The 14,256-nt window shown below is 74.4% G+C and carries 12 protein-coding genes; 10 read left to right on the plus strand and 2 right to left on the minus strand.

Going from position 1 to position 14,256, the window contains the following annotated elements:
- Window positions 1-33 precede the first annotated feature (33 nt).
- Window positions 34-588, minus strand: a complete 555-nt coding sequence (locus tag ACZ514_RS22960) for a cysteine dioxygenase (protein ID WP_468167863.1) — start codon at window positions 586-588, stop codon at window positions 34-36.
- Window positions 589-1,228: 640 nt separating this feature from the next.
- Between ACZ514_RS22960 and ACZ514_RS22965 the strand changes: the two genes are divergently transcribed.
- From ACZ514_RS22965 to ACZ514_RS22975, 3 genes are all read left to right on the plus strand, one after another.
- Complete coding sequence (locus ACZ514_RS22965; protein WP_003983763.1) at window positions 1,229-1,492, plus strand: WhiB family transcriptional regulator; 264 nt, start codon at window positions 1,229-1,231, stop codon at window positions 1,490-1,492.
- 258 nt (window positions 1,493-1,750) lie between these two features.
- Window positions 1,751-5,317 (plus strand): glycosyltransferase family 2 protein, encoded by a 3,567-nt coding sequence (locus tag ACZ514_RS22970; RefSeq protein ID WP_469125527.1) that lies wholly within the window; start codon window positions 1,751-1,753, stop codon window positions 5,315-5,317.
- Window positions 5,314-6,792, plus strand: coding sequence for a DUF5719 family protein (locus tag ACZ514_RS22975; protein WP_469125528.1), 1,479 nt, complete (start codon window positions 5,314-5,316; stop codon window positions 6,790-6,792). Before ACZ514_RS22970 ends, ACZ514_RS22975 begins: the two co-directional genes overlap by 4 nt.
- A gap of 57 nt (window positions 6,793-6,849) precedes the next feature.
- On the opposite strand, the gene ACZ514_RS22980 is transcribed toward ACZ514_RS22975, so the two are convergent.
- Window positions 6,850-7,326, minus strand: a complete 477-nt coding sequence (locus ACZ514_RS22980) for a metallopeptidase family protein (RefSeq protein WP_468167869.1) — start codon at window positions 7,324-7,326, stop codon at window positions 6,850-6,852.
- Between the two features lie 210 nt (window positions 7,327-7,536).
- On the opposite strand from ACZ514_RS22980, the gene ACZ514_RS22985 reads away from it, so the two are divergent.
- The 7 genes from ACZ514_RS22985 to ACZ514_RS23015 form a co-directional block, all read left to right on the plus strand.
- Window positions 7,537-7,911 (plus strand): DUF3499 domain-containing protein, encoded by a 375-nt coding sequence (locus ACZ514_RS22985; protein WP_468167871.1) that lies wholly within the window; start codon window positions 7,537-7,539, stop codon window positions 7,909-7,911.
- Window positions 7,912-7,989: 78 nt separating this feature from the next.
- Window positions 7,990-9,360: a phosphomannomutase/phosphoglucomutase gene (locus tag ACZ514_RS22990; protein WP_468167873.1), complete on the plus strand. Its 1,371-nt coding sequence runs from the start codon at window positions 7,990-7,992 to the stop codon at window positions 9,358-9,360.
- Window positions 9,361-9,577: 217 nt separating this feature from the next.
- Window positions 9,578-9,763, plus strand: coding sequence for a Trm112 family protein (locus ACZ514_RS22995; RefSeq protein WP_468167875.1), 186 nt, complete (start codon window positions 9,578-9,580; stop codon window positions 9,761-9,763).
- 52 nt (window positions 9,764-9,815) lie between these two features.
- Entirely contained in the window at window positions 9,816-10,949 is a 1,134-nt protein-coding gene (locus tag ACZ514_RS23000) for an SIS domain-containing protein (RefSeq protein WP_468167877.1), read from the plus strand.
- Between the two features lie 48 nt (window positions 10,950-10,997).
- On the plus strand, window positions 10,998-12,155 hold the full coding sequence (gene manA / locus ACZ514_RS23005; RefSeq protein WP_469125529.1) for a mannose-6-phosphate isomerase, class I: 1,158 nt from the start codon (window positions 10,998-11,000) through the stop codon (window positions 12,153-12,155).
- 75 nt (window positions 12,156-12,230) lie between these two features.
- Window positions 12,231-13,175, plus strand: coding sequence for a cation diffusion facilitator family transporter (locus tag ACZ514_RS23010; protein ID WP_468167881.1), 945 nt, complete (start codon window positions 12,231-12,233; stop codon window positions 13,173-13,175).
- Window positions 13,176-13,600: 425 nt separating this feature from the next.
- Window positions 13,601-14,256, plus strand: a 656-nt coding sequence (locus ACZ514_RS23015; protein WP_469125530.1) for an adenosylhomocysteinase, incomplete at its 3' end; no start/stop codon positions are given.

Here is a 14,256-nt window from a genome sequence, read left to right on the forward strand (position 1 = left end):
CCGCCCTCGGGGGGTGGTGCCCGGGCGGCGCCGTCAGGCGGGTACGTGCTCCTGGCGGGCGGGGGAGCAGCTGTGCATCGGCATCTCGGTCAGGCCGGGGAAGTAGACGTGCAGGCTGACGGCTCCTTCGAGGCTGTCGTTGACGACCTCGTGGACGTGGCCGGGGGCGAAGACGCGCTGGGCGCCGGCGCGGTGGCCGAGCCGGCCGGCGCGCGGGGTGTGTTCGACGAGTTCGCCCTCGAGGACGGTCATGATGCCGGAGGAGCTGCCGTGGTCGTGCAGGCCGCTGCCCTGTCCGGGGACCCAGCTGAGCAGCCAGACCTCGTAGCCGGGGCCGGTGCGCAGGCGGTGGTACCAGCGGGTGGTGGCGTCGTACCGGACGAGGTGTTCCCAGCTTCCGCGGTCCTCGGCGATGGACCGGGCGAGGCCGGCGAACTCGGCGACGGTGGACGGGTGTTCGCGGGCGGGCTGGAGGAGGTGCTGGACGGCGAGGATGTCGCCGGCGATCTGGAGGTCGCTCTCGGTGACGGCGGCGACGGCGGACGGGGCGGTCGCGGGAGCGGCGGAGGCCTGGGGGGCGCTGTTCATCGTGGGGTGTCCTCGACGGATGTCAGTCGTGCGGGGCGGTTGCTGTGGGGTGTGGCCGGTGCTCGGGGGAGCCGGGGCTCCGGGGGCATCAACAGCTGCAACAGCAACAGCGAACCTGGGCAGCACGCAGGAACCCACGAATGGGGGTCCGGGTGGCGGCTGCGGGCGCTGACATGAGGACAAGGAGACCGGGGTGTGGGCCGGAGTGTCAACCCAATGTCCGGTTTGTGGGAAAACTTTCACCACATCCGGTTGCTGTGCGCGGAGAAAGGTTTGTGCAAGCGATCTCCGGGGATGTGCGCTCCGAGCCCGCGGGAACCAGCCTCAAACCCGTTGGCGTCACTCGTGATCGGAATGTGATCCCGGCTGCATCTTCGGCCGAATCGCAACCCCTCCTCAGGGTGACGCGTCGACCCCGGACGAGGGAGGCGTTCGCGGACAGCCTGTGGCTTGTGTCACGATTTTTGGCGATATGAACACTTTCTGTATACGCTTGGTTCCGCAGAGTGAATAAGGGCCCCAATAGCAGATCTCGGCTTGACTGCACAGGAGCCACACACTTGTAATTTCACTCGTGTCGTTGCTCGGTGATCAGTAACGGCAACATCACGGGGACGCACAGACAGAGCGAGGGGCGCACATGACCGAGCTGTTTCAGGAACTGCTGGTCGAAGAGGCGGACGAGGAGCTCGGTTGGCAGGAGCGCGCACTGTGCGCGCAGACCGACCCCGAATCCTTCTTTCCCGAGAAGGGCGGCTCCACCCGCGAAGCCAAGAAGGTCTGCCTCGCCTGCGAGGTCCGCTCCGAGTGCCTCGAGTACGCCCTCGCCAACGACGAACGCTTCGGCATCTGGGGCGGACTGTCCGAGCGCGAGCGGCGCCGGCTGAAAAAGGCGGCGGTCTGAGACGGCGGTCCGAAACGGTCGCGGAGCAGCACGAAAACGCACCTGACACCACAGCAGACTGAGCAAACGGTCCGCCTCCCGCACCTTCCCCGCAGGAGGCGGACCGTCGCGTTCCGGGCCTTCTCCGGACACGGCGTACCCTCCCCCTCGCAGCCGTTAGTGTGGGGCGCTGTCCAGCAGCTTCCGAGGGCCCCCGCACCCCGGATCCTCCCCCGGACTCCGTCCGGGGGCACCCCCAGGCCGGAGGGCCCGTACGCGATGTCCCTGCACAGCAACTCGACGGCCTCGCACCAGGCGGCCGCCACCCCCGAGTTCCCCCGGCACGTCGTCACCGCGGTCCTCGTCGCCCACGACGGAGCCCGCTGGCTGCCCGAGACCCTCGCCGGCCTCCTCGCCCAGGAACGCCCCGCGCAGAACCACGTCGCCGCCGACACCGGCAGCGCCGACGACTCCGCCCGCCTCCTCGCCGAGGCCTTCGGCGACGACCGCGTCCTGCACCTCGCCCGCCGCACCGGATTCGGCACCGCCGTCGACGAAGCCGCCCGCAGCGCCGGCGTCCTGACCCCCGAGGAACTCCCGTACCTCAAGCGCCCCAGCGGCTGGGACCCCGTCAGCCGCACCTGGCGCGACGACGCCTACGACCTCCCCGAGCTCCCCCACGGCGAACCCGTCCAGTGGCTGTGGCTGCTCCACGACGACAGCGCACCCGAACCCGACGCCCTCACCGAACTCCTGCGCGTCGCCGACCAGAACCCCGACGCCGCCGTCATCGGCCCCAAACTCCGCGGCTGGTACGACCGCAAACAACTCCTCGAGGCCGGCGTCACCATCGCCCGCAGCGGCCGCCGCTGGACCGGCCTCGACCGCCGCGAACAGGACCAGGGCCAGCACGACCAGGTGCGCCCCGTCCTCTCCGTCTCCACCGCCGGCATGCTCGTACGCCGCGACGTCTACGACGCCCTCGGCGGCTTCGACCGCCGGCTGCCCCTGATGCGCGACGACGTCGACCTCTGCTGGCGCGCCCACAACGCCGGCCACACCGTCCTCGTCGCGCCCGACGCCGTCCTGCGGCACGCCGAAGCCGCCGCCCGCGAACGCCGCACCGTCGACTGCGCCGGCCGCTCCGCCGTCAGCCCCCACCGCGTCGACAAGGCCGGCGCCGTCCACACCATGCTCGCCAACACCCCCGGCCGCGCCCTGCCCTACGTCCTGCCGCGCCTGATCCTCGGCACCCTGCTGCGCGCCCTCGGCTACCTCGTCGGAAAAACCCCCGGACAGGCCGTCGACGAGATCACCGGACTGCTCGCCACCCTGCTGCGCCCCGGCAGGCTCCTCGCCGCCCGCAAGGCCCGCCGCCGCCCCGCCGTGCCCGCCGCCGAGCTGCGCCCCCTCTTCCCGCCGCCCGGCGCCACCCTGCGCGCCGGCGCCGAACAGCTCGCCGCCTACCTCGGCTCCGGCCGCGACAGCGACCCGGCCCCCTCCGGCCGGCACGGCGGCGCCCTGGAGACCGGACCCGGCGGCGACGACGCCGACTACCTCGACACCGGCGCGCCCGGCCGGCTCAGCCGGATCGCACGCAACCCCTCACCCGTCCTCTTCGCCGGCCTGCTCCTCGTCTCCCTCGTCGCCTGCCGCGCGCTCATCGGCGGCGGCAGCCTCATGGGCGGTGCCCTGCTCCCCGCCCCCGCCGGCGGCCTCGGCCTCTGGCGCGCCTACACCGGCGACTGGCAGCCCGTCGGCACCGGCACCACCGCCGGCGCGCCCCCCTACCTCGCGATCCTGGCCGGCCTGTCCCTCCCCTTCCTCGGCTCCACCCGGACCGCCCTGACCCTGCTGCTCGTCGGCTCGGTCCCGCTCGCCGGGCTCACGGCCTACTTCGCCTCCCGGCCGCTCGTGACCTCCCGGCTGCTGCGCGCCTGGGCCGCCGTCACCTACGCCTTCCTGCCCGCGGTCACCGGCGCCCTCGCCGGCGGCCGGCTCGGCACCGCCGTCCTCGCCGTGCTCCTGCCCGTCCTCGCCCGCTCCGCCGTCACCGCCCACGGCTTCGCGGGCACCGGGGCGGCCGGCGGCCGGCGCGCGATGTGGACGTACGCCCTGCTGCTGACCCTGGCCACCGCCTTCACCCCCGTCGTGTGGCCCCTCGCCGCGGTCCTCGGCACCGCCGCGCTCCTCGCGCGCCGCGCCCACCGCACGACGTACGCCGCCCGCCTGCTCGTCACCCTCGCGGTACCCCTGGCCGTCCTCGCGCCCTGGTCCCTGGGCCTGCTCAGCCACCCCGCCCGCCTCCTGCGCGAGGCCGGACTGCCCTACGGCAGCGGCTCCGCCACGCCGCTCGGCCTCCTCGGCGCCGACCCCGGCGGACCGGGCACCACCGGGCACCTCCTGCTCGCCGGCACCCTGCTCGCCGCCCTCGCCGCCCTGCTCCGCGCCGACCGGCGGCTCGCCGTCCGCACCGCCTGGGGCGCCGCCCTCGCCGGCCTGCTCCTCGCCGTCCTGCTGAACCGCACCGGCTGGGCCGGCCCCGGCACCCTCCTGTACGGACTCGCCCTGCTCGCGGCCGCCGTGCTCGGCGCGGACGGCGCCAGGGAACGCGTCGCCGCCCGCAGCTTCGGCTGGCGCCAGCCGCTGGCCGCCCTGACCGCCCTCGCCGCCGCCGCCGGCCCCCTGCTCCTCGCCGCCGCCTGGGCGGTGGCCGGGGCCGACGGGCCGCTCGGGCGCCGCGATCCCGTCCAGGTCCCGGCCGTCGTCGCGGAGCACTCCGGCGACACCAACCGCACCCGCACCCTGGTCCTCGGCGGCGACTCGCCCGCCACCGTCTCCTACGTCCTGGTCCGCGGCTCCGGCGCCCGCCTCGGCGACGGCGAACTCCTCGCCGCGGCCGGCCCCGACCCCCGCCTCGCCAAGGCCGTCGCCGGTCTGGCCTCCGGCTCCGGGGCCAACCAGTCCGAGCAGCTCAGCGCCTTCGCCGTGCGCTACGTGATGATCCCGCCCGGCGGCTCCGCCCCCATGCGCCGCGTCCTCGACGGCACCCCCGGCCTCAAACAGCGCCACCAGAACGACGGCACCGCCCTGTGGGAGGTCGAGCGGCTCACCTCCCGCGTGGCGATCCTCCCCGGCCACGGCCAGGCCGCCCCGATCACCGTCGACGCCGGGCCCGTCGAGGTCCACGCCGACATCCCCGAGGGCCCGGAAGGCCGGACGCTGCGCATCGCCGACCGGGCCGACCCGGGCTGGCGGGCCACCCTCGACGGCCGGCCCCTCACGCCCAGGACGGTCGACGGCTGGGCACAGGGCTTCGTCCTGCCCCCCGAGGGCGGCCGCCTCGACCTGGTCCACCGGGACTCCCTGCCCCGGGACGCCTGGCACTGGGCGCAGGGGTTCCTCGTCCTGGTGCTGCTGGTGATGGCCCTGCCGGGCCGCCGCGCCCGGCTCGACGACGACCTTCCGGAGGAGACTCCCTCCGGCGCCGCCGGGGACGGCCCCGGCGAGCCCGGCGGGGGCCGCCGGGCCCGCCGCACCGCCGGGCCCGCCGCGCCCGCCGCGGAGCCGGCGCCCGCCGACGCCGTCGTCGACCCGTACGCGCGGATCCCGGCGCAGCAGGTCCCCGGCGAGGAGTCGTACGCCTACCAGGAGCCCTATCCGTACGAGCAGCCGGCCCAGCCGCAGCCGTACGACCCGTACGGCCAGTACGCCGGGCCGTACCCCCCTCCCCAGGACCAGCCGCACTTCCCGCAGCAACAGCAGCCCCACCCGTACGCCCACGAGCAGCAGTACGACACCTACGGACAGCACCAGCCGCGCCCGGACGGGAGCCACCAGCAGTGAAGCAGCGCGCCCCCCTGACGCTCGCGGCCGTGACGGCGGCGCTGGCCGCCGCCACCGGCCTGGCCTTCCTCACCGCCCCCGCCGCCACCCCGGCCGGCGGCGGCACCGGGCGGACGGCCGCGGCCCGGATGCCGGTGGAGCGGTCCGTGCTGGTGTGCCCCGCGCCCAGTTCCTCCGACATCGCCGAGACCACGTACACCTCCCTCACCCCGGGCAAGGGCGGCGGCAAGGGCACGGCCCGGCTGGCCGGCAGGGACGGCAAGACGGTCCTGGAGCCCAGGGAGCCCGGCACGCCCGTCGCCGCCACCGCCTCCGGCGCGGAGGCACCCGCGCTGACGGGCGCCGCCGAGGGCGCCCTGGCCCCCGGCTGGACCGCCCAGCAGACCACCAAGGTGTCCGTCGGCCAGGCACGCGGCCTGCTCGGGCTCGCCTGTACCGCCCCCGGTACCGACTTCTGGTTCCCCGGCGTCAGCACCGCCAAGGGCCGGCAGGACTACGTCCACCTCACCAACCCCGACGACACGACCGCCGAGGTGACCATCACGCTGTACGGCCCCGACGGAATGCTCAAGGACAAGCCGGGCAGCGCCGACCCCGTCATCCGGGTCGACCCCCGCTCCACCACCAAGGTGTGGCTGTCCCCGCTGGCCCCCGACAGCCGGCTCACCGACGTCACCGCCCACGTGACGGCGAGCTCGGGCCGCGTCGGCGCCTCCACGCACGTCACCGAGGACGGCACCGGCACCGACTGGCTCCCGGCCTCCGCGGGCCCGGCCGACACGCTGGTGCTGCCCGGCATCCCGGCCGACGCCACCTCCGTACGGCTGGTCGCCTTCGCCCCCGGCGAGGACGACGCCGACCTCACCGTCAGGCTGTCCGGCCCCACCGGCCCCCTCAGCCCCGCCGGCAAGGAACGCCTCCACGTGAAGGGCGGCATGACGGCGAGCCTGGACCTGGGCGACGTGACCCGCGGCGAGGCCGGCTCGCTGCTGCTGGCCCCCGCCGATCCGGCGAAGGCCGTACCCGTGGTCGCGGCGCTGCGCGTGGTCCGCGGCACCGCCGCCAAGCAGGAACTGGGCTTCGTCCCGGCGAGCACCCCCGTCGGGGAGCGGGCCACGGTCGCCGACAACCGGGCCGGCGACGGGTCGACCGTCCTCACGCTGACGGCCTCCGGCGCCGACGCCGAGGTCCGCGTCACCGCCTCCCCGGGCACCGAGGGCGGTCAGCCGGCCGTCCAGGAGATCACCGTCAAGGCGGGCACCACCCGCGCGCTGGCCCCGCCGGCCCCCTCCGGCGGCAAGGGGCCCTACGCCCTGACCGTCGAGACCCTGTCCGGGGGACCCGTCCACGCGGCCCGCACCCTGACCCTGCCGCACGACGGGATCCCGATGTTCACCGTCCAGGCCTTCGGCGACGACCGCTCCACGGTCTCGGTCCCCCGGGCCGCCGAGGACCCCTCGATCCTGCTGCGCTGAGCCCGCCGGCGCCGCCCCGCCGGAAGGCCCGGCGGAAGGCCCGGCCGCGCGGCCGGGTCAGTCCTGCCCGTACCGGGGGTCCACCGTCTCGGGGGACAGCCCGAGCAGTTCCGCGACCTGCTCCACCACGATCTCGTGCACCAGCATCGCCCGCTCGTCGCGCGTCTTGGCCCGGATCTCCACCGGCCGCCGGAACACCACGATCCGTGCCGGCTTCCCCTCCCGGGCCTCCACCAGGCCGCCCAGCGGCACCGCCTCGTCGTTCCAGCCCGCGTCGGGACCGCCCGGCGGCCCCGGCACGTCCGCGACCACGAACTCCACCTCGGCCAGTTGCGCCCAGCGCCGCTCCAGCCGCTCCACGGAATCCCGTACGAGGTCGCCGAACAGCTCCGCCCGGCTCGCCGACAGCGGCACCTGGGGCGGGGCCAGCGGTCCGCGCATCCCCCGGCCGTGCCGGTCGCGCCGCCGCGGCCGCGGCTCGGAAGGGGCCCCGGCGGAGGCGGCGGGGCGGGGAGGAAGCGCACTGTCCGTCACCCCCGCAGGGTAGCCCGCACGCCTCCGCCAGGACCCGATACGGTCACGACGAGGTGTCACGACGGTGTCACCGCCCGCACGATCCGGCCGGGATCGGGCCGCATTACGGACGCGTCGCCCCCTTCGCCGCTCCCGCGGAGCACGACACGGGGGAGTGGCCGGGGGGAGAGTCGTCGCGGCCCGGTCAAGAGTGCGGTACCGTCCAACGTCGTGAGCCTTGTACGTCGCTGTTCGCGCACCGCGTGCGGCCGCCCTGCCGTCGCCACACTGACGTACGTCTACGCCGACTCGACCGCAGTTCTCGGCCCGCTCGCCACCTACGCCGAACCCCACTGCTATGACCTGTGCGCCGAGCACTCCGAGCGCCTGACCGCTCCGCGCGGCTGGGAAGTCGTACGTCTGTCGGACGGTTCCGGACCGTCGCGGCCCACCGGTGACGACCTGGAAGCCCTGGCCAACGCCGTCCGTGAGGCGGCGCGCCCGCCCGGGCGCGCGGCCGAGGCCGGCGGGTCCGGCCCCGGCGCCCCGGTGGCCGGCGAGACACGCCGCGGACACCTGCGCGTCCTGCGGTCGCCCGACTCCTGACACGCGGATCGTCTGAAAAGCCGCTCTCCGTACAAGGTAGGTTTGCTCCACCGCACGGAACCTTCAGGAGGGCAGGCAGTGGCCGCAGATCTTTCGAACATCGTCAAGGCGTACGACGTCCGTGGCGTCGTACCCGACGAGTGGGACGAAACCCTGGCAGAGCTGTTCGGTGCCGCGTTCGTCGAGGTCACCGGCGCCACGGCGATCGTCGTCGGACACGACATGCGGCCCTCCTCGCCCGGCCTGTCGGCCGCCTTCGCCCGGGGCGCGGCCGCCCGCGGCGTCGACGTCACCCTGATCGGTCTGTGCTCCACCGACCAGCTGTACTACGCCTCCGGCAAGCTGGACCTGCCCGGCGCCATGTTCACCGCCTCGCACAACCCGGCCCAGTACAACGGCATCAAGCTCTGCCGCGCCGGCGCCGCGCCCGTGGGCCAGGACACCGGCCTCGCCACCATCCGCGAACTCGCCGAGAAGTGGACCGACGAGGGCGCCCCGGAGATCCCCGCCGGCACCGTCCCCGGCACCATCACCGAGCAGGACACCCTCACCGGGTACGCCGAGCACCTCAAGGGCCTGGTCGACCTGACCGCCATCCGCCCGCTGAAGGTCGTCGTCGACGCCGGCAACGGCATGGGCGGCCACACCGTCCCCACCGTCTTCGAGGGCCTCCCGCTGGACCTCGTCCCCATGTACTTCGAGCTCGACGGGACCTTCCCGAACCACGAGGCCAACCCCCTCGACCCCAAGAACATCGTCGACCTCCAGGCCCGCGTGATCGCCGAGGGCGCCGACCTGGGCCTCGCCTTCGACGGCGACGCCGACCGCTGCTTCGTCGTCGACGAGCGCGGCGAGGGCGTCTCCCCGTCCGCGATCACCGCCCTGGTCGCGGCCCGCGAGCTGGCCCGCAACGGCGGCACCGGCACCGTCATCCACAACCTGATCACCTCGTGGTCGGTCCCCGAGGTCGTCCGCGAGCACGGCGGCACCCCCGTCCGCACCCGCGTGGGCCACTCCTTCATCAAGGCCGAGATGGCCGCCTCGGGCGCCATCTTCGGCGGCGAGCACTCCGCGCACTACTACTTCAAGGACTTCTGGAACGCGGACACCGGCATGCTCGCCGCGCTCCACGTCCTCGCGGCCCTCGGCGGCCAGCAGGGCACCCTCTCCGAGCTCGTCGCCGAGTACGACCGCTACGTCGGCTCCGGCGAGATCAACTCCACCGTCGCCGACCAGGCCGCCCGCACCGCCGACGTCAAGGCCGCCTACGCCGGCCAGGAGGGCGTCACCTTCGACGAGCTGGACGGCCTCACGGTCTCCGCCGCCGACTGGTGGTTCAACCTGCGCCCCTCCAACACCGAGCCGCTCCTGCGCCTCAACGTCGAAGCCCGCGACGAGGCCACCCTGGCCAAGGTGCGCGACGAGGTCCTGGCCCTGGTCCGGGCCTGACCCCACCCCCGGCGCCGGCGGAGCGGAAACCAGCCCCGCCGGCGTTCGAGGTGCGGGATCCGGGGCAGAGGCCCCCGTACGACGGCGCCGCGGCCGCCCCGCCCGGAGCCCCGGGCCGGGGCGCCGCGGAGCCGCACCGCACCGCAGGTGACTCGGCGGTACGCTGACCCCGCCCGATCCGCGATCCGCGATCCGTACCCCCGAAGGGAAACCGCCCATGCCGCTCGAAGCCGGCCTGCTGGAGATCCTCGCCTGCCCCGCCTGCCACGCCCCGCTCCGGGACGAATCGGCGGACGAGACCTCCCCCGAGCTGCTCTGCACCGGCCAGGACTGCGGTCTCGCGTACCCGGTCCGCGACGGCATCCCGGTCCTCCTCGTGGACGAGGCCCGCCGCCCCGCCTGACCGGCCCCGCCGCTCGACCAGCCTGGATCCGTCAACACCGCCGGAGGCCCCCATGCTCGACGAGTCACTCCTCGACGCACCGGACGATCTCGCCCGTGCCGACCGCCGCGGCCTGCTCCGCGGCGCCGCCGAGGCCGGGGCCAGGGTCCGCACCGCGGCCCGCCACGCCGGCGAGGCCGGCCTCGGGGACCTGCGCCCCGACGGGCGCCCCCGCGCCGTGCTGATCGCCGGCTCCGGCACCGCCGCCACCGGCGTGGCCGACCTGCTCGGCGCCCTCGCCGGAGCCTCCGCCCCGGTCACCCGCCTGAACCCCACCGGCGTCGCCCACGCCGCCGGAGCCCTGCGCTGGGTCCTGCCCGGCTGGGCGGGCCCCGTCGACCTGCTGCTCCTCGCCACCACCGACGGCACCGAGCCCGGCCTCGCGGCCCTCGCCGAGCAGGCCTACCGCCGCGGCTGCACCGTGGTCGCCGTGGCCCCCGAACGCTCACCGCTGAGCGAGGCGGTGGACGGCGCGCACGGGATCCTCGTACCGATGGCCAAGGCCCCGTACCAGGAGTACGACGAGTCCGCCGTGGCCGGCCCCGGCGCCCTCTGGGCCCTGCTGACCCCGCTGCTGGTCCTCCTCGACAAGGTCGGCATGGTCAGCGCCGCCCCCGACGCCCTCCAGCGCGCCGCCGACCGGCTCGACCGCACCGCCGAGCGCTGCGGCCCGGCCATCGCCACCTACTCCAACCCGGCCAAGACCCTCGCCGCCGAACTCGCCGACTCGCTCCCCCTCATCTGGACCGAGGGCGAGGCCGCCGGTCCCGCCGGCCGCCGCTTCGCCGCCACCCTCGCCGAGCTGGCCGGCCGCCCGGCGCTCGCCGCGGCCCTCCCCGAGGCGCTGACCGCCCACGGCGTGCTGCTCGCCGGCTCCTTCGCCGCCGGAGCCGACACCGACGACTTCTTCCGGGACCGCGTCGAAGAGCCGCAGGCACTGCGCGCCCGCATCGTCCTGCTGCGCGACCGGCCGGCCGGCGGACTCACCGCCGCCCCGGCCGCGCGCGAGCTCGCCGCCGGCCACGACACGGCCGTCAGCGAGCTCGAACCGGAGGAGGGCGGAGAGCTGGAACAGCTCGCCGAACTCCTCGCCGTCACCGACTTCGCCACCGCCTACCTGGCGCTGGCCGGCCGGGGACGCGGCTGAGGCACAACCTGTGCCCGCACCACATCCAGATCCAGGAAGACGACGACGATGGACCGCCTGACCAACACGATCCGCCCCTACGCGTGGGGATCCACCACCGCGATCCCGGCCCTCCTCGGAGTCGAGCCGACCGGTGAGCCCCAGGCCGAGATGTGGATGGGCGCCCACCCCGGCGCGCCCTCCCGCCTCGACCGCGGAGCCGGCGAGACCACCCTGGCAGCCGTCATCGCCGCCGACCCCGAAGGCGAGCTCGGTCCCGCCACCGTCGCCAAGTTCGGCCCCCGCCTGCCCTTCCTCCTCAAGCTCCTCGCCGCCGGCGCCCCCCTCTCCCTCCAGGTCCACCCCGACCTGGCCCAGGCCCGGGCGGGCTTCGAGGACGAGGAGCGCCGGGGCGTCCCGATCGACGCGGGCCACCGCAACTACAAGGACGCCAACCACAAGCCCGAACTGATCTGCGCCCTAACCCCCTTCGACGGCCTGTGCGGCTTCCGCCCGCCGCTGGAGGCCGCGGACCTCCTCGAAGGCCTCGGCGTCGACTCCCTCAAGCCGTACGTCGACCTCCTGCGCGCCCACCCCGAGGAGGCGGCCCTGCGCGAGGTCCTCACCGCCGTCCTCACCGCCGACCGCGAGGAGATGGCCCGGACGGTCGCCGAGACCGCGGCCGCCGCCGAGCGCCTCGAAGGCCCGTACCGGCCCTACGCGGGACTCGTCCACGACTACCCCGGCGACCCGGGCGTGATCGCGGCCATGCTGCTCAACCACGTCCGGCTCCAGCCCGGCGAGGCCATGTTCCTCGGCGCCGGCATCCCGCACGCCTACCTCGACGGCCTCGGCGTCGAACTCATGGCGAACTCGGACAACGTGCTGCGCTGCGGGCTGACGCCCAAGCACGTGGACGTGCCCGAGCTGCTGAAGGTGGTCGTCTTCGAGCCGAGCGCCCCGGGCGTCCTGCGCCCCGAGGGCGACGGCGAGGAGGTCTACGAGACCCCCATCGACGAGTTCCGGCTCTCCCGGCACGTCCTGGCCCCCGGCGGCGCCCCCCGCGCCCTCCCCGACGGCACCGCGCAGATCCTGCTCTGCACCGCCGGCGCGCCCCGCGTCGGCGACCTGACCCTCGCCCCGGGCGAGTCGGTCTTCGTACCGGCGGGCGAAAAGGCCGAACTGTCCGGTAGCGGCACCGTCTTCCGGGCCACGGTCGTCATCTGACGTAGCGCCGACCGAATCGACAGCTGCAACAATGTGCGGCCGTAAGCCAGTGGCCAGGAAGGACACCCAGCACCCATGAGCGCGTCGGGCGGTACCAAGGCGATCGTGGCGGCACTCGCCGCCAACCTCGCCATCGCTGTAGCCAAGTTCGTGGCATTCCTCTTCAGCGGCTCCTCGTCGATGCTCGCGGAAAGCGTCCACTCGGTCGCCGACTCCGGAAACCAGGGCCTGCTGCTCCTCGGCGGGAAGAAGGCCCAGCGCGAGGCGACCCCGCAGCACCCCTTCGGGTACGGCCGGGAGCGCTACATCTACGCGTTCCTCGTCTCCATCGTGCTCTTCACCGTCGGCGGCATGTTCGCCATCTACGAGGGCTACGAGAAGATCCACGACCCGCACGAGATCGAGGCCTGGTACTGGCCCGTCGGCGTGCTCGTCTTCGCGATCGTCGCGGAGGGCTTCTCCTTCCGCACCGCGATCAAGGAGTCCAACGAGAGCCGCGGCAGCCAGAGCTGGAGGCAGTTCGTCAAGAGCGCCAAGGCCCCCGAGCTTCCGGTGGTCCTGCTGGAGGACCTCGGCGCCCTCGTCGGCCTCGTCCTCGCCCTCGGCGGCGTCGGCCTGGCCCTGCTCACCGGCAACGGCGTCTGGGACGGCATCGGCACCCTCTGCATCGGGGTCCTGCTGATCGTCATCGCCGTCGTCCTGGCCCTGGAGACCAAGTCCCTGCTGCTGGGCGAGGCCGCCGGGACCGCCGAGGTCGAGAAGATCAAGGCCGCGCTCGTCGACGGGGACACCGTCACCGGCATCATCCACATGCGCACCCTGCACCTGGGCCCCGAGGAACTCCTCGTCGCCGCCAAGATCGCCGTCCAGGGCGACGACACCGCGACCGAGGTGGCCAACGCCATCAACGCCGCCGAGGCCCGCATCCGCGCCTCCGTCCCGATCGCCCGCGTGATCTACCTGGAGCCGGACATCTACCGCCCCGCGGCCGTCGACCTCGGCAAGGCCGACGCCCGCTGACCGGCCCCCCGACAGCACCAGAAGGCCCCCGCGGCTCCACCGGCCGCGGGGGCCTTCGCCGTACGCCCCGCGGGAGCTACCGGATCCCGCCCAGCACCTCCAGCACGGCCGGGCCGTCCGGCGCGGACCGTTCCAGAAGGTGCCCGGAGTGACCGCGTTTCCCCCGGCGGTGGCGTGACCGCCCCGTTCCGGTGCGCCGTCCGAAAACGAAGCGTGACTTCTTCCCGTCCCCACTGGGGTCCGCTGCGCCGATCGGTGTAGATTCGTCATCAGTGTCAGGCGTCGCCGCTGATGGCGGTCGGGCGGTCCTCGCGACCGGCCGAGGGGAGAGAGGGCCCCGCGGCGGACTGTGCTCAGTGCACCGGCCAGCCCGTCGTGCACGGCCCAGCCGTACCCAACCTCTCGACCCATGAGGAGCAGCACCCATGGACTTCAAGGTCGCCGACCTTTCCCTTGCCGCTTTCGGCCGCAAGGAGATCACCCTGGCCGAGCACGAGATGCCGGGTCTGATGTCGATCCGCAAGGAGTACGCGCAGGCCCAGCCGCTGGCCGGCGCCCGCATCACCGGCTCGCTGCACATGACGGTGCAGACGGCCGTGCTCATCGAGACCCTCGTCGCCCTCGGCGCCGACGTCCGCTGGGCCTCCTGCAACATCTTCTCCACCCAGGACCACGCGGCCGCCGCCATCGCGGTCGGCCCGAACGGCACCCCGGAGGACCCGCAGGGCGTCCCCGTCTTCGCCTGGAAGGGCGAGACGCTGGAGGAGTACTGGTGGTGCACGGAGCAGGCGCTGACCTGGCCGAACACCCCGACCGGCGGCCCCAACATGATCCTCGACGACGGTGGTGACGCCACCCTCCTCGTCCACAAGGGCGTCGAGTTCGAGAAGGCCGGCGCGGCCCCGGACCCGTCCACCGCGGACTCCGAGGAGTACGCCCACATCCTCACGCTCCTCAACCGCACCCTGGCCGAGTCCCCGCAGAAGTGGACGCAGCTCGCGTCCGAGATCCGGGGTGTGACGGAGGAGACCACGACGGGTGTGCACCGTCTGTACGAGATGATGGCCGAGGGCACGCTGCT

Source organism: Streptomyces sp. NPDC034086 (assembly GCF_055575515.1).